This is a genomic window from Phyllobacterium zundukense (genome assembly GCF_025452195.1).
GTDB lineage: Bacteria > Pseudomonadota > Alphaproteobacteria > Rhizobiales > Rhizobiaceae > Phyllobacterium > Phyllobacterium zundukense_A.
Genome location: NZ_CP104970.1, coordinates 20,626 through 39,812 on the forward strand (window position 1 = coordinate 20,626; position 19,187 = coordinate 39,812).

General features: G+C 56.5%; 16 protein-coding genes and 3 pseudogenes. 12 read left to right on the forward strand and 7 right to left on the reverse strand.

Translation table 11 applies throughout. The annotated features are described in order from the left end of the window. Position 1: 1 nt before the first annotated feature. From N8E88_RS01905 to N8E88_RS01925, 5 genes and pseudogenes are all read left to right on the forward strand, one after another. Entirely contained in the window at positions 2-1,120 is a 1,119-nt protein-coding gene (locus tag N8E88_RS01905; RefSeq protein WP_262290860.1) for an IS110 family RNA-guided transposase, read from the forward strand. Positions 1,121-1,833: 713 nt separating this feature from the next. After that, positions 1,834-2,940: an ABC transporter substrate-binding protein gene (locus N8E88_RS01910; RefSeq protein ID WP_262290861.1), complete on the forward strand. Its 1,107-nt coding sequence runs from the start codon at positions 1,834-1,836 to the stop codon at positions 2,938-2,940. 101 nt (positions 2,941-3,041) lie between these two features. After that, on the forward strand, positions 3,042-4,139 hold the full coding sequence (locus N8E88_RS01915; protein WP_262290862.1) for an ABC transporter ATP-binding protein: 1,098 nt from the start codon (positions 3,042-3,044) through the stop codon (positions 4,137-4,139). Between the two features lie 10 nt (positions 4,140-4,149). After that, positions 4,150-5,913, forward strand: coding sequence for an ABC transporter permease subunit (locus tag N8E88_RS01920; RefSeq protein ID WP_262290863.1), 1,764 nt, complete (start codon positions 4,150-4,152; stop codon positions 5,911-5,913). Positions 5,914-6,263: 350 nt separating this feature from the next. Then, positions 6,264-6,476, forward strand: a pseudogene (locus N8E88_RS01925) (DUF6429 family protein); the annotation flags it as partial. On the opposite strand, the gene tnpC reads toward N8E88_RS01925, so the two are convergent. From tnpC to alr, 5 genes and pseudogenes are all read right to left on the reverse strand, one after another. Next, positions 6,477-8,117, reverse strand: a complete 1,641-nt coding sequence (gene tnpC, locus N8E88_RS01930; RefSeq protein WP_410010500.1) for an IS66 family transposase — start codon at positions 8,115-8,117, stop codon at positions 6,477-6,479. It lies immediately after the preceding pseudogene. Positions 8,118-8,162: 45 nt separating this feature from the next. After that, entirely contained in the window at positions 8,163-8,510 is a 348-nt protein-coding gene (tnpB, locus tag N8E88_RS01935) for an IS66 family insertion sequence element accessory protein TnpB (protein WP_262290515.1), read from the reverse strand. Continuing rightward, positions 8,507-8,899 (reverse strand): IS66-like element accessory protein TnpA, encoded by a 393-nt coding sequence (gene tnpA / locus N8E88_RS01940; protein ID WP_262290514.1) that lies wholly within the window; start codon positions 8,897-8,899, stop codon positions 8,507-8,509. Before tnpA ends, tnpB begins: the two co-directional genes overlap by 4 nt. A 78-nt stretch (positions 8,900-8,977) precedes the next feature. Next, positions 8,978-9,124, reverse strand: a pseudogene (locus tag N8E88_RS01945) (FAD-dependent oxidoreductase); the annotation flags it as partial. Between the two features lie 24 nt (positions 9,125-9,148). Continuing rightward, a pseudogene (gene alr / locus N8E88_RS01950) lies at positions 9,149-10,266 on the reverse strand (alanine racemase). Positions 10,267-10,404: 138 nt separating this feature from the next. Between alr and N8E88_RS01955 the strand changes: the two are divergent. The 3 genes from N8E88_RS01955 (at position 10,405) to N8E88_RS01965 (ending at position 13,114) form a co-directional block, all read left to right on the forward strand. Continuing rightward, on the forward strand, positions 10,405-10,869 hold the full coding sequence (locus tag N8E88_RS01955) for an Lrp/AsnC family transcriptional regulator (RefSeq protein ID WP_262290864.1): 465 nt from the start codon (positions 10,405-10,407) through the stop codon (positions 10,867-10,869). A gap of 209 nt (positions 10,870-11,078) precedes the next feature. Continuing rightward, complete coding sequence (locus N8E88_RS01960) at positions 11,079-12,209, forward strand: DmpA family aminopeptidase (RefSeq protein ID WP_262290865.1); 1,131 nt, start codon at positions 11,079-11,081, stop codon at positions 12,207-12,209. Then, positions 12,206-13,114 (forward strand): MurR/RpiR family transcriptional regulator, encoded by a 909-nt coding sequence (locus N8E88_RS01965; RefSeq protein ID WP_262290866.1) that lies wholly within the window; start codon positions 12,206-12,208, stop codon positions 13,112-13,114. Before N8E88_RS01960 ends, N8E88_RS01965 begins: the two co-directional genes overlap by 4 nt. Positions 13,115-13,590: 476 nt before the next feature. On the opposite strand, the gene N8E88_RS01970 is transcribed toward N8E88_RS01965, so the two are convergent. After that, positions 13,591-14,475 (reverse strand): MurR/RpiR family transcriptional regulator, encoded by an 885-nt coding sequence (locus N8E88_RS01970; RefSeq protein WP_262291060.1) that lies wholly within the window; start codon positions 14,473-14,475, stop codon positions 13,591-13,593. A gap of 243 nt (positions 14,476-14,718) precedes the next feature. On the opposite strand from N8E88_RS01970, the gene N8E88_RS01975 reads away from it, so the two are divergent. The 3 genes from N8E88_RS01975 (at position 14,719) to N8E88_RS01985 (ending at position 17,191) form a co-directional block, all read left to right on the forward strand. After that, a complete protein-coding gene (locus N8E88_RS01975; protein ID WP_262290867.1) occupies positions 14,719-16,044 on the forward strand; it encodes an aspartate aminotransferase family protein in 1,326 nt (441 codons plus the stop codon). Positions 16,045-16,078: 34 nt separating this feature from the next. Then, on the forward strand, positions 16,079-16,624 hold the full coding sequence (locus tag N8E88_RS01980) for a carboxymuconolactone decarboxylase family protein (RefSeq protein WP_262290868.1): 546 nt from the start codon (positions 16,079-16,081) through the stop codon (positions 16,622-16,624). Positions 16,625-16,723: 99 nt separating this feature from the next. After that, positions 16,724-17,191, forward strand: a complete 468-nt coding sequence (locus N8E88_RS01985) for an Lrp/AsnC family transcriptional regulator (RefSeq protein WP_262290869.1) — start codon at positions 16,724-16,726, stop codon at positions 17,189-17,191. A gap of 151 nt (positions 17,192-17,342) precedes the next feature. Here N8E88_RS01985 and N8E88_RS01990 read toward each other — a convergent pair whose 3' ends face one another. Then, positions 17,343-17,573 carry a hypothetical protein gene (locus N8E88_RS01990; RefSeq protein WP_262290870.1) on the reverse strand — a complete coding sequence of 77 codons (231 nt, stop codon included), beginning with the start codon at positions 17,571-17,573 and terminating at the stop codon, positions 17,343-17,345. On the opposite strand from N8E88_RS01990, the gene N8E88_RS01995 reads away from it, so the two are divergent. Next, on the forward strand, positions 17,565-18,689 hold the full coding sequence (locus N8E88_RS01995; protein WP_262290871.1) for a M20 family metallopeptidase: 1,125 nt from the start codon (positions 17,565-17,567) through the stop codon (positions 18,687-18,689). The two genes, N8E88_RS01990 and N8E88_RS01995, sit on opposite strands and share 9 nt — an antisense overlap. Positions 18,690-19,187: the final 498 nt, after the last annotated feature.

Sequence of the window (19,187 nt, forward strand, 5' to 3'; positions counted from 1 at the left end):
CATGAAAGAAGATAGCGTAATTTTCGTCAGCTTGGATACATCAAAGCTGAAGATTTCAGTGGCCGTTGCGAACGGGGTGCGCAACAGCGAGGTGCGGTTTTTCGGCAACATCTCCTCGGAGCCGGCGTCCGTGGCATCGATGGTCGACAAGTTTTCCAAGCGCGAAGCCAAGCTTCACTTTTGCTATGAGGCGGGCCCGACGGGTTATGGCCTTTACCGTCACATTGTCGAATTGGGGCATGACTGCGTGGTGGTGGCGCCATCCCTGGTGCCCAGGCGTGCGGGCGACCGGGTGAAGACAAACCGCCGCGATGCGGTAAGCCTGGCGCGCCTGCACCGGGCGGGCGAGCTGACCTCGGTCTGGGTTCCGGATGAAGGCCATGAGGCGATCCGCGACCTGGTGCGGGCTCGCGAGGCTGCCAACGACGCGCTGAAGCAGGCGCGTCAGCAGATACAGTCTTTCTTGTTACGCCATGGCCGGATCTATACCGGCCGCACACCTTGGACGCGCGCCCATACAAGATGGCTCGCGTGCCAGGCCTTCGATCACCCCGCCCACCAAATCCTGTTGGCGGAATGTTGTCAGGCCATTGAGGATGCTGGCGTGCGCCTGGACAGGCTGACCAAGTTGGTGGCGGAGACCGCGGTTTCCTGGTCGATGGCGCCTGTTGTGGTTGCCTATCAAGCGATGCGTGGCGTCGCGTTCATGACCGCGGTCACTTTTTTGGTCGAGATTGGCGATGTCAGGCGTTTAGACAATCCTTGTCAGTTGATGGTGTATCTCGGTCTTGTGCGGCCGGAAAGCTCGACGGGCGAAAGGGTCAAGCGTGGTGGGATCACCAAGTCGGGCAACATGAGCGCGCGTCGCGTACTCGTCGAAGGGGCTTGGACATATCGCTTCCCGGCTCGCGTGAGCCCCAAGATACAGGCTCGGCGGGACGGGCCTGCCAAGGACGTTCGCGAGATCGCCTGGAAAGCTCAGGTGCGGCTTTGCGCGCGCTATCGCAAGCTGATGGCGGCAGGCAAGCCGAAGATCGTCGCCGTCACCGCCATTGCACGGGAAATGGCAGCATTCCTGTGGGCGATTGGACAGGAGATCGCTCCCACAGCAAAAGGCTAAATGCCAATGCTCAGCTTGAAGAGAGACGCTTAACCTGAATTTGAAAACATCTGCTGTTGGACAAAGATGGAGGCAGGGCTCCGGTGGGGAACCCTCGCACGCTCTATGCGGCGGACACCGTCCACGCCCGATTCTAGATAGAGGCAGCCCCAGACGAACACACGGAATGCGGTACCCAACCCGCGCATAAGAGTATGCCAGCCGTCGTCTAAATGCCCTGCCTCCTGTTTGTTCAACAGCTTCACGCATGTCCTTTCGTCGTCAAAGCCGGAAACGAAAAATCATGACTAAAGAGCTTGCAAACGAACCACGATGACGAAAACCCGCTTCGATGGATTTGGTGACAGCGCTGGCCCGTGCAGGCGGCATTGCCGGGTGGCCCATACAACTAGTGAAGAGTAGGGCCAGGATCCGCGTCGCCAGAACAGAACACTGATGTTTTTCGAAAGCTTCGTTTGACTGGCAGTTTGGCGATAATCTGTCGCGCGTCGGTTGGTGCGTTTCATAAACTCAACGACAACACAGACTATGAACGTGTACCTGCAACATGTATCCGTGCGCGTAGGACCAGTGCGCAGCAAACCTTCCCATTTTCCAAAACTTCGCCGCATTCCCGCGCGCGAGCGCGAAGATTACCTAAAACCTGCGGGCCTCGCCACTAAGGTCTCTGATGCAGTAGAGCCAAGGACTTGGCGAATGGGAGGGAGAACATAATGAGCTTATTGATCAATCGCAGGCGCTTCATGCAGGCGACGTCGTCGGCAGTAGCGATCGGTGCGTTGTCATCTGCTTCTGGGCGTGCCCGGGCCAGCACCTCGGGCGAGCTAAGGGTAAACATGAGCGGCGGAAACTGGGGTGAGGCCTTCAAGGAAGCCTTCGTCAAGCCATTCGAGGCAGAGAATGGAATTACAGTTGTTCCCATTGAGCAAGACCTCTCCACATCGCAGATCGCCTTGATGGTGGAGTCAAACAATGTGTCGATTGATATCGTCCAAGCTGTCGTCCAAGATCACCTAGTTCAAGCGGAAGCCGGCTATCTTGAGAAGATTGATTATTCGATCTTCAACAAAGATGACTTGGATAATACTCTGGATTATTGCAAGGAGCCATTCGGCTTCGGGCCATATGTGTCTTCCCAGAACATGGTATGGAATACCGAGAAATTCCCCCCGGGGAAGCCGCGCCCGACCAATTGGGCCGAATTCTGGGATGTCGAGAAATTTCCGGGCACCCGATCGCTGGAGACAGGCGTATGGGGAGGTGAGGGCCCCTTCGAGGAGGCGCTGCTCGCAGATGGTGTTGCCATGGACGCGCTCTACCCCATGGACATTGACCGGGTTTTCGCCAGCCTGGACAGGATAAAGCCGCACATCCGCAAATGGTGGGCAAGCGGCTCTGAGATTCTGCAGATGCTGCGCGATGATGTTGTCGAGATCGCGCATTCCTATGACGGCCGAGCGAATTCTCTTATCGATGCCGGTGAGCCGATCGAAATCAATCGAAATCAGGCCAAGCTCACCTGGGATATGTATGCGATTCCCAAGGGTAGCCCCAATGTTGAACTCGCGCATAAATTCATCGCTTCACTCGCTCGCCCCGATCGACAGGCGACGTTGGCGAAGCTATTCGCGCAGTCACCCAGCAATAAAAAAGCCTATTCATTGATCCCCGACGACATCGCGCGCAAGCTCGCTGCTCACCCCGACTATGCTTCGATCAGTTATCCGTCAAATCCGAAGTGGTATGCAGAAGTAGGGCCAGACGGTCTTACGAATTCTCAGCGCCTGACAGAGCGTTGGCAGGAATGGATTCTTCGCTAAGCAGCCTAACGGCAAACCGCTTTTGCTATCGAAGCGTGACGCAGTTACATCCTGCGACCGCTTCATGGCATTGGCAGAATTCCCTTTCGGAGTACTACTAGATGACGATGCATCTAAGCAATACAGTCTTGGTTGAGGATGTGCCTTCGAAGAACATTTCTGCGACTGGCGCACAAATTGAGTTCCGGGGCGTGACTAAAATATATGGAGCCCTTGCTGCCGTTAGAGAATTGTCTCTAACAGTTCATCAGGGTGAGTTCCTCACAATCCTTGGTCCGAGCGGTTCGGGCAAAACCACAGCACTAATGCTGCTTGCCGGATTTATAGCGCCTACCTCAGGTGATATCCGCATATCGCGAAAGTCGGTTAGTAAAGTACCTTCTTACCGGCGCGACCAGGGCATCGTATTTCAGAACTATGCCTTATTTCCGCATCTCACGGTGCGCCGCAACTTAGAATTTCCCCTCGAGATGCGTGGCATTAAGGCAGCCGAGCGGGCGGTGTTTACCGATCGGATGCTCCGGCGCGTACACCTTGAAGAGTTCGGCAACAGAATGCCATCGCAACTTAGCGGAGGTCAGCAGCAGCGCGTGGCGCTCGCGCGCGCACTGATTGCCGATCCACCGGTCCTGTTGTTGGACGAGCCACTCGGCGCTCTAGATCGCAACCTGCGTGAGCAGATGCAGGTCGAAATCAAACACCTGCACAAGGAGTTTGGAAAGACTACGATATGCGTTACCCACGATCAGGACGAAGCACTTACATTGTCGGATCGCATCGTGGTTATGCGCGCGGGGGAAATTGAGCAGACCGACACTCCACAAGCTTTGTACGACAGGCCAGCCACACGCTTTGTGGCAAATTTCCTAGGCGAAGCCAACATCTTCGATAACTCCGGGTTCGAACTACAAACCGACGCCACGCAATCAGCCGGAACCGTCGCGATGATACGCCCGGAGCGGATCTCTGTCGCCAGCGTCGACGCGCCAAAACGCCCAGACGCGGAGAGGCGTCAGTTCGTCTCGGGCGTTGTAGACGACATGATCTATGCGGGTCCACTGCGGAAGTATCAAGTGCGTGTCGGCAATAGCGTTCTCGCAGTTCGCGAACATGTCGCATCAGACCAGCAGATCTTCGGAGCAGGCGACGAGGTACGGCTTGATTGGCTGCGATCTGACCTGCGTTTTGTGAGGGTGTGAGGGCAAGCCGATGGAATTAATTCAAAAGCTTGGGCGGATGCCCATCATGCTGGTGATCCCGGCGCTTGCGATTCTGCTCTCGGTAGTCGGGCTGCCGCTCCTCCAACTTTTCTTGGATAGCTTCAATGCGCCCGAATTCTCGATAGCGAACTATCAAGCGTTCTTCGGCAAATCGGGATGGCCCGTCCTCATCCAAACAATTACGATAAGTTTGGTCGTGACGGCTATCTGCCTTATCGTCGGATATCCTCTGGCATACCTTATCATGGCGACTTCGAAGCGCCTGCGCACCATACTTATTGTACTGATTGTATTACCTTGGCTGACGAGTGCTTTGGTGCGCACCTATGCTTGGACGGTGATCCTGGGCGATCACGGTTTGATCAACAATCTGCTGCTCGACCTCGGTGTGATCAGCAGTCCGCTTTCGCTCATCTACAACCGGTTCGGCGCTTATATCGGCATGGTGCATATCATGCTTCCGACAATGATCCTGCCACTGCTAAGCGTTATGAACGGTATTGATAAGTCTCTTATGGAAGCTGGCCGAAGCATGGGGGCGCGCCCGTTTGAGGCATTCTGGCGCATTTTCGTGCCGCTCAGTTTACCAGGGGTGCGTAGCGGCTCCTTGTTGGTTTTTGTCGTCTGCCTTGGATTCTACATTACACCGCAGGCACTAGGCGGACTTCGTGAAATCATGCTGGCGACCTACATTGCGGAAACGTTTAGAAGTACCTCGAATTTGCCCACTATTGCCACGTCGGCATTCATCCTTTTGGCCCTCGCAATGCTCGTTTTGTCGATATTCGGCCTCGATCTTTCCGGTCCAAAGGCTTCGGATGCTTCCTTTGTTCGGACAACTTGGCTGAACCGCCTCAACCCGCTGAGAAAGGTTGCGGACAGAGCGACAAATCATCATCGTTCAAAGCGCTGGACTGCCGAGCTATACCAAGGCGCTCGGCCCAAAGTCTGGCCGCGGATCATAGGGGGCCTGTATGTTGCGCTTGCTATGGCTTTCCTTCAGTTTCCTGGCCTCGTGATCGTCGTGATGTCGTTCAGCGCCGGGGCCTTTTTGGAGTTTCCCCCTGCCGGCTTCTCATTGAAGTGGTATTACGCAGTGTTAGGGGATCCGGGATGGATGGGCTCCTTTTTCACCAGCTTAAAACTCGGTGTCGCCGTCGCCATCCTGTCGACGATTATTGGTACGCTTGCGGCATACGGCATTGACCGCACATCGCCACGTCTCCGCAACATCTTAACCATGGCCATCTTAACCCCCATCACCGCTCCGGTCATTGTTATGGGCGTCGCAGCTTACTTTGGGCTCCTGAATCTTGGGCTGATTGGATCAACTACAGGGGTCGTTCTTGCTCACAGTGTTGGTGCCATTGCCTTAGTCGTTGTTACAGTCTCGGCGACATTTGCGAACTTTGACAAGCAGTTGGAGCGGGCGGCTTTGAGCATGCGGGCCAATCCATTGCGGACCTTTGTAAGAGTCACGCTTCCACTGATACGTCCAGGTATTATCGGTGGGGCGCTGTTCGCCTTCATCTCCTCTTTCGACGAAGTTGTTGTTACGTCACTGGTTGGCGGTTTTTCAGTCTACACCCTGCCGCTAAAGATGCTGGAAAACCTGAAGCAACAGATCGATCCGACACTGGCTGCAGTTGGCTCTTTACTTACGCTAATGCCGTTGCTTTGGCTTGTTGCTCTCTATCTCACCTGGTGGCGAAAGAGACTTACGTCCCAGACGTCTTCGTTGAAAGAGGCTTAAGTTCGAGGCTCAAAATCATCGAGTCTTATAGGTATGGGTAGTCCAGCGGGCTGCATTAAGCAGCCCGCGGCTTCCGTTATATGGTTCCGTCAGTATGCCATTGATCCGCCAGGCCTGTTGGTTGGGGCGCTTGTCGATGTTCGCACTAGGGCCCCCACCGCGACCTGAGTTCCATAAGGTGGCAGTGTCGACCTTTGGACGCAAAATCAATGGCGCGTGCTTCATGACCAGCCATTTCATTGCCTTCAAAGGAATCCCTGGTGCAGCCCAGGGCGAGCAATAGCCGAAGGATAGTACGCATCCGGTGAGGGCCGCAGGATTTTAGCCTGTGCGCATGGTATGTTTCCGGCATGGAGATCGATGACGAGAAGATCAATGATGCTGTTCTCGCCTTACTATGGCTCACGCTGCATGACGAGCGTCGCGCCTGGAAAGGGTTTGACTGGGGCGTCATGGACCGTTTGCATCAGAAGGGTCTGATTGCAGATCCCGCGAACAAGTCGAAGTCTGTCGTTCTAAGCGATGAAGGTTTGCGACGGTCGGAAGAACTGTTCCGCGCCCTGTTACGCGGCCGACGCGATGATCGCTGTTTCCGGTTTCCAATGCCACGGCAACAGCTCTGCGAGTTTTGTAACCGGCATATCGGCGATGCGGGCGAGGACATCGGCAAGCCAGGCCTGCGGATCGATGTCATTGAGCTTGGCCGTCATGATCAGCGTGGCCATGAAGGCAGCCCGGTCAGCACCGCGATCGGAGCCCGCAAACAACCACGATTTTCTGCCGAGGGCGAAGCCGCGCAGTGCTCGTTCGGCAGCATTGTTCGTCAGGCAAATCCGACCGTCACCGAGGAATGTCGTGAAGCCTTCCCAGCGCTTCAGCATGTAGTCGATGGGCTCGGTGACCGGCGAGCTGCGCGACAGTTTTGATCTCTCGATCCGCATCCAGTTCTCAAGCTCGTCGACAAGAGGACGGCTTTCCTGCTGGCGTCGTTGCAGCCGCTCGTTGGCGGAAAGGCCATTGATGTCGCGCTCAATGTCGAACAGTGCATCGATGCGCTTTACGGCGTCGAGCGCAACCGGTGAGATCGGCGTGGCGTTCTTGCCGCGTTTGGCATTCGTCGCAATGTCGGCAAGCCCGAAGAACTTGCGGCGCGAATGTGCCCAGCACAGTGCCTGTGTCAGCGGACCCAAATCGCGATCCACTTTGAAGAGCGGGTTGTAGCCGCCATAGGCGTCCGCCTGCAGAATACCGGCGAAGCTCTTAAGATGACGCTCGGGATGTTCCTGCCGCCGATCGCGCGACGCATAGTAAAGGGCTGCCGGCGGGCTGGAGCCGCAAAATGGGCGGTCATCCCTGACATACGTCCAGATGCGACCCGTGTCGGTCTTGCCTTTCGCCAGGATTGGCACGGTCGTGTCATCGCCATGCAGCCGATCGGCGCTGAGAACATGCGCTTCAATCAGCGCATGCACCGGCTTCAGCGCTGCGGCACAGGCACCGACCTGGTCGGCAAGCGTCGAGAGGCTGAGGTCGATGCCTTCGCGGGCATAGCGCTCGCTCTGGCGGTTCAGCGGCTGATGCTGGCCGAACTTCTCAAACAGAATCATGGCGAGCAGGTTTGGCCCGGCAAAGCCGCGTGGTGTCACATGGAAAGGTGCCGGAGGCTGCGTGATCTTCTCGCACTCGCGGCAGGTGAACTTTTCCCGCACCGTCTGAATGACCTTCCATTGACGCGGGATCACTTCCAGCGTCTCGGTAATATCCTCACCTAGTTTCGCCAGCTTGCCGGAGCCGCAGCACGGACAAGTGTGAGGTGCAGCGATGACGACACGTTCGCGCGGCAGATGCTCGGGAAACGGCTTTCGTGAAGGACGCTTGCGCTCGAAGGCTTTGACGGTGGTTGATGATCGGGCCGCCATCTCGGCCGCCAATTCGTCGTGACTGGCATCAGCTTCCAGCTCTTCAAGCTGCAATTCCATCTGTTCGAGAAGACGCGCCTTGCGCTCGGAGCGGCTGCCGTGGATGTCGCGCTTGAGCTTCTCGATCTCCAGTCTCAAGCGGGCAATCAACGCATCCGAATGCGCGTTCACCGCCTGCGCACGAGCGGCAATTGCTTCGGCTTCACGGCGTCCCGCACGCTCGGCGAGGATCATCGCATGCGCGCTGGCAAGGTCGTCTGGAAGTTGATTGGCCGCATCGGTCATGGCGGGATGGAATCATATTCGCTCCCGTCTTTCCAGCAGTTTCCATCATCCAGCCGAGCTGGGACGCCAGGTTTTTTGTGGCATCCGCCAGTCAATGCCTTCCAGCAAATAGCCGAGCTGGGCGGGCGTGATCACCAGGGTGCCATCAGCCGCCGACGGCCAGACGAACCGTCCGCTTTCCAGCTTCTTGGTGAACAGACAGGCGCCTTGCCCATCATGCCAGATCACTTTGATCAATCCGCCCTGACGCCCGCGAAAGCAAAACAGATGACCATTGTGCGGATCGCGCTTCAGCGTCTCCTGCACCATCAGCGACAGACCGGGAAAGCCCTTGCGCATATCCGTATAGCCGGTGGCGAGCCACACCTTCACGCCGCTCGGAACCGGGATCATCGCCGCTCCACAACATCGAGGATCCGGCCCAACGCTTCCGTATCGACATCGCTCTCCACACGAATACGTCGGCCGCGGCCAAGCTCGATCGTCACCATGCTGCTCTTCTTGCGCACCCGAGAAGGTGATGGTGTTTCCACCGCCTCCGGCGACGGCAAGGCCGCGACGACTTCGACCGGAAGGAGTTGTGGGACCGACGGCGCTGACATCTGGCAAAGCTCCTTACGCCACCGGAATAATTGGCTGACATGGATCCCTGCGGAACGCGCAACATCCGAGATAACTGCTTCAGGCTCTAACGTTGCCGCTACCAGCCGTTCTTTCTCTTCGCGAGACCACCGACGCCGACGCTCGACCGACGTGATCACTTCAATGTGCTGCTTGGTCATAGGACTACTCCTAGGGTTACCACTAGGACTTCCAATGTTAAGCTTCACATCACAAGACGGCCGTCACCGTGGGGATACGAAGGATACCTCGCCGGCGTTAGCAAACCTGGTTTCTAGCGCAGGACCCTGCTGACGGTCGATGACGGTAACCTCGTGTCCGGCCTTGGCTAGCTGATAAGCACTCGTCACGCCGATGATGCCGGCACCGAGAACAATGACTTTCATAATATCCTCACTGGGGAAAAATGGTCAGCAATATCGCCGATGATAGCGATGGCCGAGGCTGGTCAAGATTTCATAGGAGATGGTCCCAGCATCGCGCGCGAGCTCTTCGAGCGCCTGATGCGGACCAATGACTTCCACGAGGTTGCCGAGCATGAGCCGGCCTTCCGGCAGTGCGGTGATGTCGATGGTGATGCTGTCCATGGAAACACGTCCGACGATCGGAAGGCGCACGCCGTCGCAATAGACCGCGCCTTTGCTGCTCAGGCCGCGCAACAGGCCGTCGGCATAGCCAGCGGCAATAGTCGCGAGTCGGGTTTGGCTTTGAGTGACAGGGTGCCGTTATAGCCGACCCGCGCACCGGCGGGCACGGTGCGCGTTTGCACCACGGCGACATCGAGCCGGACGACCGGCTCCATCGGGTTCGCCTCGCCGGCTGTTGGCGCGCCACCGTAAAGCGCGATGCCAGGACGGGCGAGAACGCCATGATAGGCAGCACCTAAGAAAATGCCGCCGGAATTGGCAAAGCAGACATCAAATTCCGAAAACTCTTCGGCGATCCGATTCATCTCCGCGAGTTGCTCGCCATTCTGTTGGCTTGGGGCATCGTCGGCGGAGGCGAGGTGGCTCATGATAAACAGGATGTCGATCATACCGCAGGTTTTCAACGTAGCGGCAAGGGCCGTGCGTTCTTCTGGCGGAACGCCAAGGCGTGACATGCCGGTGTCGAACTGCAGCACGGCCCGCAGGCGGCGCTTAACGCGCTGAGCGGCATTTCTCCATTGTTGCAACTGTTCCAGAGAATTGATCACGGGGATGATGCCGCCTTCGACGCAAGCAATCTCGTTGCCGGGCTGTAGGCCGTTCAGCACAAAGACCTGTGCATCGCGGGAGAGAAGTGGCCTGAGGCGCAACGCTTCGGCGAATTGCGCGACGAAGAAATGGCGGCAGCCCTCGGCATAAAGTGTCTTGGCAACCCGTTCTGCACCGAGTCCATAAGCGTTAGCCTTGACGACGGCCGCCGCTCGCGCCGGCGCAACCTCTGCAGAGAGTTTCGCGTAATTCCGTGTAAGAGCGCCAAGATCAATGGTCAGGTGGCCTGATGCACCTTGATCGCTGGTTGTGTGGCGAGGCTGTTGATCCAAAGTCGTGCTATCCTATATCCATCTCCTATTGAAGCGAAAATATTGAAAGAATCAGGAAATTGCTCGTCAAACAGTGATTGATTGATGCGTAGTTTCATGATTGTTGGAAGGAAATGCGTTTTTTTGAAATAATGTGTCATGAGTGCTTTGGACGGAATCGACCGCAATATCTTACGACTTCTTCGGCTGGATACCCGTATGAGCAATGCGGCCGTGGCGGCGGAAGTCGGGCTGTCGCCCTCGGCCTGCCTGAGACGGATCAAGCTGATGGAAAAGGCGGGCGTCATTCGCGGCTATACTGCGCTTATCGACACATCGAATGTCGAAGCGATGATAGCGGTGATAATCAACATCACGCTGGAGCGGCAGACTGAGGAATACCTCAACCGATTTGAAGCCGCTGTCCGTAAAAGCCCCGAGATCCGTGAGTGCTATTTGATGACGGGCGGTTCGGACTACATGCTACGCGTGGACGTGGAAAGTGCCGGGGAGTTCGAGCGGATTCACAAAGAAATTCTGTCTACACTACCAGGTGTGTTGCGGATCCACTCGAGTTTCTCGATCCGGAATGTCTTAGGCGTCCGGGCAAGGTCAGGGAGATGATTCCGGCGTGAGTGATGACGTCGCGCTACATAGAGCCGAAACGATCACTGCCCTCATCGTTGAACCTATGTCCGAGTCCGCAGGCGTTGTGCTGCGCAACGCCGGCCGTGTTAGAAAAATACCGCAATGCAAAGGATATTATTTCTCTATCATTCGGTGGGTCCAATCGCTAAAAAGAGGCGAAACAACCCACCAAATGAGGATCCCTTATGGAAACCATTCAGTGCACGGCATCCCAGGCTTCTGCAAAGCCGAGGGCACGAAATCTAGGACTGCCATTTTCCGGAAATACCGGCCCCTTCAATGCAATTACCGATGTTTCCGGTGTTGAGGTAGGTTACTCGACGGTAATCGGCGACTCTTCAACCTCCGGCAAAGGGCCGGCACGCACCGGAGTTACCACCATTCTTCCACGAGGTCACGCAGGACCATTGCGGGCGCCCGTCTGGGCCGGATTTCACTCGCTTAATGGAAACGGTGAAATGACGGGCACTCACTGGATTAAGGAGGCTGGTTATTTCACCGGACCTATAGGCATCACTAACACGCACAGCCTTGGAACCGTTCATCAGTCGATTCTGCAATGGATGATCGGGAAGCCCGAGCCCGGCGTTGGAGCCTATAAGTTCATGTTGCCGGTGGTGGGCGAAACATGCGATGCCTACCTCAATGACATGGACGCCTTCCATGTTACACCCGCTCATGTAATGGATGCTCTCGATAGCGCTTCCAGCGGTCCGTTGACCGAAGGCAATGTTGGCGGCGGGACTGGAATGATCTGCTTCGAGTTCAAGGGAGGCACGGGAACATCGTCCCGCATTGTTGAACTACTCGGTGCGCGTTATACCGTCGGGTGCCTTGTGCAAGCGAACTTTGGCATTCGTCCGCACTTGAAAATCCTTGGCGTACCCGTCGGCGAACACCTCACCTCGGATCGGCTATGGGCCGGCGAGCAGGGCTCGATTATCGCCGTAGTGGCGACCGATGCCCCTCTCATCCCTACCCAGTTGGAGCGACTCGCGCGACGGGCCGGTGTCGGCATCGGCCGAACCGGCACACCCGCTGGGGACGGATCTGGCGATCTGTGCCTTGCCTTCTCCACAGCGAACTTGACCATGAGCGAGTCGGCGGCCGCGCCCGCCGTAGGCGATCTCACTTTCCTGCCGAACAATAGGTTAGACACGCTGTTCGAAGCAACGGCGCAGGCTGTTGAGGAGGCGATTATCAATGCCATGGTGGCGGCTGAACCCATGGCGGGATGTGAGGACAGGTTCGTTGCATCGATCGAGCACGATGCTGTAAAGGAGGTTATGCGCAACTATGGACGATTGAACACATGAGCCGATCGAAAGCGCCCCAGCCGGCGCCTGCCACCTTCCCCTTCGTCGAGAAGATCACGGAACGGCAGGCAACTTTCTCGCGGGCGGAAAGCGCCATCGCAGCTTATCTTGTCACGTATCTCCGGGAGATCCCGTTCGAGACCGCCGCCTCGATCTCGAGCAAGCTCAAGGTCAGTCCCATGACAGTGGGGCGCTTCCTGCGTTCACTCGGCTATGAAAACCTCGCCGCACTGAAAGAGGAGCTGGGCAGCACCATTCATCAGATTGCCTGGCTCGTGGGAGAGCGATACGAGCGCATCGCCTCCGCAGAGCGTTCCAAGCACGGGAAGGACGACGCAGTTCGGGATCTTTCCGTAAGCCTCGATTTGGAATTGAAGGCCGTCATAAGCGCCTACGAGCAGGCCGGTACACCACGCTTCGGCGAGGTTGCAGAGATAATCGCCAAGACCGATCGCGTCTATGTAGCTGGCTTTCAGAGCGTGCGTGGCTTGGCCATGGACTTTTGCCTACGTCTTGAATATGCCCGTCCGCGTGTTCAATTTATGGATGGCGCCAGCGGCACCTACAGCGAATTGTTCGCCGACGAAACCGGACAGCCAGTCCTCATTGTCGTGGATGTCCGGCGCTATGCGACACAAGCCATGCTTTTGGCCCGGCAGGCCTCGCAAGCAGGCATGGATCTCGTAATAATCACCGATTCCGTATGCTACTGGGCGCAGGAACTTACTGACAATGTTTTCGGAATTGAGACTGATGTCGAAATGTTCTGGGAGAGTAATGCACCGGTGACGACCTTTCTTGGTCTTCTCGTGGACGACGTCATCCGCCGTTTGGGCCCGTCGGTCAAGAAACGCGGGGAACGGCTGCAAAAGCTACAGGACAACTTTGGAAGTTATGCTGACTAGTGATGGAAACGCGGCGGCGTGCAGTCTCTCGACACTCGTGTGCTTCCTAAGTGGTGCGTGAGATGAGGTGTTGCAAGGCGGCATAATCAGCACGACAGAAATTGTTTGTGTTAAGCGTCTGAAGCTTGAGCAGTCCCCCCGCCGCCAGAAAGCACCTCACGGAGTTCATTTGGCGAGTGGTCATATCATCAGGCCCTCCACATCCCGCACAGTATCGTAACACATATGTACGCATGCCGGCGCTGATATTTTCACACAGCCATCGCCCCCGATTAGTCGTGGAGTTCTACCTCGGCTGCTCCTGATGGAGTCATCGAGGTTCAGCATGTCATCCTGCACATAGGTGTCGTGTCGGAGGTCGCTCATTCAGCAGCAGAATTTTCGGGGGCAGCACCAGCGAGTGGGCAATGGCTATACCGTTTCCGCTGGCTGCTGGCGCTCACCAGAACAACCCATCGCTCTCCAGTGCAACCATCTCAGATATTTCGCCGCGGGATGGACGTCGCGTATGTGTTCATCGTAGAAAGGTGGCGATCGGCCTGCTTAAGGCCTTCAAGAGCTGCAGCCCGATCCTCGGCTGCCAGCAGCCCGCAAAGGACTTCTGAGACGGCGAGGGCCGGAACTAATGTATGGAAGAAGGTCTGACTTTCTGTCGGGAAGAGGACGACGTGTTCGGCGATGGTCACCAGAGGGGAAACCTCGCTGTCCGTGATGGCCACAATTCCCACTCCTTTTTCGCGGGCGGCCTCGGCAAGCTCGAGAGTGTGAAGTGAGTAAGGGTTTATCGAAATCGCCAGCAGAACATCGTCGACGCTGGCGTGAATGAGCGCGTCGCCGCTTGTGCCGGCGGGGCCATCGAGATGAACGGTCTTCTCGCCCAACAACGTCATCACATAGTGGAAATGCCAAGCCACTGAATGGCAGGAGCGAAGCCCGAGAACATAGATTCTGCGTGCTTTGCTCAGGCGGTCGGCCATCGTGCTAAGCTGCGAGAGCGTCTCGGGTTCACAGAGGCGAGCAACCTGAGCGGAAAGGCTTTGGAGCATTCGATGCGCCAGTCCTTCCCCGTCCGTCCCGCCGGCGTCTCTCTGCAACGCTCGGGCGGCAAATCCTTCGGCGCCCACTCGAATGACATCGGCATGCTGACCACGAAGATCCTCATATCCCGAGAACCCAAGGGATTTCGCCAACCGCGTCATCGTAGAGGGTTGCACGCCCGCATTGCGCGCCAACTCTCGCATCGAAACCAGCGCCACTTCCTGAGGATGTTCCAAGATGTGCCGAGCCGCCTGCTGCAACTGTTGAGGCATGTCGTCGAAGCGTTCAATGATATGTGCGTGCAGGGGTCCCTTTTGCAAAATTTGCCTCACGTAAGCTGCCACAGATTGATCCGAACATCTCTCCGGGACCTGAAAAAGTCAAACATCATGGAGCTTGTGTCGTCTATCGCGGCACAAGCTCAGTTAAATCGCTCCTGTTTAGAAGGACAATTGCATCAAAATACCTCAAAGTAAAACAATTGTTGCATTTTCGGTTGAAACCTGCGAATCAATGGCGACGGGCCTGAACGCAGGCCAAACAGACGGACACTCCGAGACATCGCAATGACCAAAATACTCCATCGAACCATCGGAACAAATCTGCCAAGAGCCGTAGCGGGAGAGGGCATCTACATCACTGATAGCGAAGGTCGGAGCTACATTGATGGGTCCGGCGGAGCTGCAGTGAGCTGCCTCGGCCACAATCATCTTGAGGTCTTGCAAGCGATGAAGGCCCAGATGGGACGCATCAGCTACGCTCATACGTCATTCTTCACGACTGACGTGGCCGAGCACCTTGCTGAGCAACTGGTTGAACTAGCGCCTGAGGGGCTTGACTATGTCTACCTTGTCTCAGGTGGCTCCGAAGCGGTCGAGGCTGCACTCAAGATGGCACGCCAGTATTTTGTCGAGATTGGTAAGCCTCAGCGACGCCATATCATCGCGCGCCGACAGAGCTATCATGGAAATACAATTGGCGCGCTGGCGACTGGCGGGAATGCGGGGCGTCGCGAGCAGTTCAAGCCGATTCTACCAGAAACGCATCATGTTTCACCGTGTTATGCGTATCGCGACATGCAGATGGGCGAAACACCGGAGGCTTATGCCGAGCGTCTTGCCGCGGAGCTGGAGGCGAAAATCATCGAGCTCGGAACGGACACGGTTATGGCTTTCGTGGCGGAACCGGTGGTGGGTGCGACGCTCGGTGCGGTGGGGCCTGTGGCCCACTACTTCAAGCGGGTTCGGCAGGTCTGCGACAAGTACGGCATCTTGCTTATTCTCGACGAAGTGATGTGCGGCATGGGCCGCACCGGCACGTTTTTCGCTCTGGAACAGGAAGGTATCGTGCCTGACCTGGTGACTATCGCTAAAGGGTTGGGTGGGGGCTTCCAGCCGATTGGCGCGGTGATGCTGTCTGAAAAAATTTATCGTGCCTTTGCCGAAGGTTCCGGTCTGTTCCAGCATGGTCATACCTATATTGGTCATCCGATCGCCGCGGCGGCAGCCAACAAGGTCGTAGAAATCCTCAAGCGTCCGGAGACAATGACAAATGTTATAAAGATGGGCGATCGCCTCCAGGCGGGGCTCGATGCGGCACTCGCCCAGTCTCCTTACGTCGGCGACATCCGGGGTCGCGGGCTTTTTCGTGGTGTGGAACTTGTTGCGGATAAGGACACGAAGCAGCCTTTCGATCCAGTGCGCAAAATTCACTCCAAAATCAAAAAGGAGGCGATGCAGCGTGGCCTGATGTGCTACCCGATGGGTGGCACCATCGACGGGGTATATGGCGACCATATACTACTGGCGCCCCCGTACATTATTCAGCCCGCGCAGATCGACCTCATCATAGAACGGCTCGCAGCGGCGATAAATGCCGCGGTGAAGAGCTGAGGGGGCTGTTGGCCGTGCCATGAAAGACTCTCCAATGACGACATCTCCATGTCCGCCCTTAACCGACGAACACTGGCCAGCCGAGATTGCGGATATGAAGACGGATTTCGCCGGCGCACTGAATGTCTATCGCACAATGGCCCATCATCCGGCATTGCTGAAGGCATGGGCTCCGCTGCGCCAACATGTCGTCAAGGACAGCGCTCTCGGCCCCGTCCGGTCCGAACTCGTGATCTTGCGAGCTGCTCATCGGATGGGATCGACCTATGAGTGGGCTCATCACGTCAGCCGCGCGCGGGCGCTCGGAATTTCGGATGAGCGCGTTCAGGCGATGCGTCGCATGCCAGATGGAGAGGACGGGCTCATTGCCAGAGCCGTCGACGCACTTTTGGATGGCTTCCTCTTGCCACCAGCTCTTGAGGTCGCGCTTTGCGCCGCCATAGGGAGGCGAGCTGTCTTCGACGTAATGGCGACGGTCGGGTTCTATTCCATATTGGGCTACATCTTGTTGACCTATGATACTCCCATAGATGAAGCCGTCGCGCGCGAAATGGCGGAGCGGCCACTTACGGTCACCTAATTGAAAGGCAACAACCGCGCTTCCAGGGCTTAGGCGCTTTAGTAGGAGAAACCCCGAGGCTTTGGCATCGAAAGCAGTTTCCCTTCGCAGGATATCGCAATGATCGACCTAGATCGCATAGATGTGGCGCTTCTTGAAGCGGTTCAGAAGAACAATCGCCTGAGTTCGGAGGAGCTTGCAGAGGCAGTGCACTTGTCTCCGACGGCATGCCAACGACGCTTGAAGCGCTTGCGGAACGAAGGAGTGATAGAGGCGGACGTTTCGATCGTCTCCCCCAAGGCGGTTGGCCGACACATCACGATGATCGTCCTCGTATCTCTCGAGCGCGAAAGAGCTGACATCGTCGATCGATTTAAGGGCGCGATCCGTAACACCCGGGAAGTGATGATAGGATACTATGTGACGGGAGAGGCGGACTTCATACTTGTTGTCACCGCCAAAGACATGGAGGGCTATGAGCAGTTCACCCGCCGATTCTTCTACGAAAATCCCGATATCAAGGGATTTAAGACAATGGTGGTGATGGATCGCGTCAAAGCCAGTTTCGCTTTTCCCATCGAGGCGTAAAATCTGGTCGCTGAGGAGACTCTGGGCTGGGGCGGTGACCGAGCCGAACAGGTGAGATGAGCGGAGCCCACCCATTAAGAGGAACATGCGCCGGAGCCTGAAAGGCTCACGCTGAATGAGAGAGAATGAAGGTCCGGGCTTTCTGCGAGGGTTACACACAATTCAAAAGATGCTGCGGGTCGCGGAAAAATGCGATTACTTCAGCATTTTGCAGCAACTCTGCATGACGACCAAGTGATTTAATGTCTTTCGCCACCGTTCCGCAGATAACGTCAGCATCGGGCGATGGCGCCATATCAGATGAGGGAAGTTCACTATGAGGGTTTTTACAAACAACATACTCTCCGAAATAGAGCGGGAAGCGGTGATAGAGATGCGTCACGCCATGCATCGTGAGCCGGAACTCTCGAACAACGAATGGAAAACTCAAAAGAGGATCCGCGAAACGCTGGAAAGCTTCGGCCTGACCGGTGCCAAAACGTTCCATAAGACCGGCGTCTATATTGACATTCAGGGCCTAGCCGCCGGTCCAAACCATTCAGTCGCGGTACGCGGAGACATAGATGCCCTACCGATCCAGGAAGACCGCAACGACCTAGCGTACAGTTCGCAGGTGCCCGGGGTAATGCACGCCTGCGGCCATGACATGCACAGCTCAATCGCTTTGGGCGCGGCCCTAGCCTTTCACCGCATGCGAGAGAACTTTTCGGGAAAAATACGTGTATTCTTCCAACCCGCCGAAGAAGCCGAGCCGCTCGGCGGTCGGACCGTGGCGGAAGAAAATCTGCTCGACGGGTTTGACGCCGCAGTTGGATTTCATGTCCGCACAAATATCGCCGCTGGCTCCTACGGCGCTCGAGCCGGCGCTGTGACGAATTCATCCGATCAGTTTGCCCTCGAACTGACTGGAACCATGGCACATGGTGCGTCACCACATGCTGGGGTGGATGCGATTGCGATCGCTGGCGCCTTCATCAACGAGGTCCAGAAGGTGGTGTCCCGGGAAATGCCGGTTGACGATCGCGCCATCGTAACAATCGGAACCATCCACGGCGGAGAGGCGACGAATATTATCTGCCCATCGGTCACGATGACAGGAACAATCCGAACAGGCAGTCGCGAGCGGCGTGAGTTATTGGTGCGACGTGTCGGCGAGATAGCCGACGGTGTAGCCGCGCTGCACCGCGGCAAGGCAGAGTTTAGATCTCAATTGGGCGAGCCTCCCGTGGTCAACGATCCCGCGATGGTCGAACGTTTCCGCCAGCTCGTCGTTCAATCGGTAGGCGAGGACAAGTATGTTGAAGGATCGGCGAGCGCGGGCAGCGATGACTTTGGCTTTTACTCCAGCTGCGTGCCCTCGATTTACTTCTGGTTTGGCAGTAAAGAGCCAGGTAACGAGTCCGGGGTCCACACGCCCACCTTCGGCGCCTCGGACGAAATTCTCATTCCAACAACAGAGCTGGCTATTCGGTATTGTTGGGAGCTCCTGTACTCTTAACGCCCGTTGCCGTTGACGGTCATGTGCGCTAGATGTTCAGCTTTGGAGATGCTCGGATGCAACACCGGCTCCCATTTGGCGAGACTTTCGCTCCAACTCCAAACTCGCGTAGCAAGGCAGCAGCAACAGAGGAACTTAAGCGCGTCGCAACTGCCGCCAGCAGTACCGGAAAGTCTTGGGTAATGGCCGCGCGGTCACCAGTTCGTCCTCGACCAAGGGACTTCTCGTAGCTGTGACCTCGGCTATGAACGTCGCAGCCTATAAAATGAGACAATTGTTTGACAATTTGCCTGGGCGGGAATGTGTACAGGGAACTGCCGCGGAGAGCCTGGCGAAGAGACTGTCCTAATGAGATCGATGGACTGAAGTCTGTATGCGCCATTTGCTACGCCATCCGGTTCCAAGAACTTCTTCCTCCGACTGGAAAGACTGGTCCGACACTGTTTTCGCGTGTTTGAGACAAATGAGTCACTCGCGGTCATAATAAAACATACGTTG

Bases quoted from the DNA above. Each gene is read 5' to 3' on its own strand.
- N8E88_RS01905 (WP_262290860.1), top strand. From the start codon at position 2: ATGAAAGAAGATAGCGTAATTTTCGTCAGCTTGGATACATCAAAGCTG.
- N8E88_RS01910 (WP_262290861.1), top strand. From the start codon at position 1,834: ATGAGCTTATTGATCAATCGCAGGCGCTTCATGCAGGCGACGTCGTCG.
- N8E88_RS01915 (WP_262290862.1), top strand. From the start codon at position 3,042: ATGACGATGCATCTAAGCAATACAGTCTTGGTTGAGGATGTGCCTTCG.
- N8E88_RS01920 (WP_262290863.1), top strand. From the start codon at position 4,150: ATGGAATTAATTCAAAAGCTTGGGCGGATGCCCATCATGCTGGTGATC.
- tnpC (WP_410010500.1), bottom strand. From the start codon at position 8,117: ATGACCGATGCGGCCAATCAACTTCCAGACGACCTTGCCAGCGCGCAT.
- tnpB (WP_262290515.1), bottom strand. From the start codon at position 8,510: ATGATCCCGGTTCCGAGCGGCGTGAAGGTGTGGCTCGCCACCGGCTAT.
- tnpA (WP_262290514.1), bottom strand. From the start codon at position 8,899: ATGACCAAGCAGCACATTGAAGTGATCACGTCGGTCGAGCGTCGGCGT.
- N8E88_RS01955 (WP_262290864.1), top strand. From the start codon at position 10,405: ATGAGTGCTTTGGACGGAATCGACCGCAATATCTTACGACTTCTTCGG.
- N8E88_RS01960 (WP_262290865.1), top strand. From the start codon at position 11,079: ATGGAAACCATTCAGTGCACGGCATCCCAGGCTTCTGCAAAGCCGAGG.
- N8E88_RS01965 (WP_262290866.1), top strand. From the start codon at position 12,206: ATGAGCCGATCGAAAGCGCCCCAGCCGGCGCCTGCCACCTTCCCCTTC.
- N8E88_RS01975 (WP_262290867.1), top strand. From the start codon at position 14,719: ATGACCAAAATACTCCATCGAACCATCGGAACAAATCTGCCAAGAGCC.
- N8E88_RS01980 (WP_262290868.1), top strand. From the start codon at position 16,079: ATGACGACATCTCCATGTCCGCCCTTAACCGACGAACACTGGCCAGCC.
- N8E88_RS01985 (WP_262290869.1), top strand. From the start codon at position 16,724: ATGATCGACCTAGATCGCATAGATGTGGCGCTTCTTGAAGCGGTTCAG.
- N8E88_RS01995 (WP_262290871.1), top strand. From the start codon at position 17,565: ATGCGTCACGCCATGCATCGTGAGCCGGAACTCTCGAACAACGAATGG.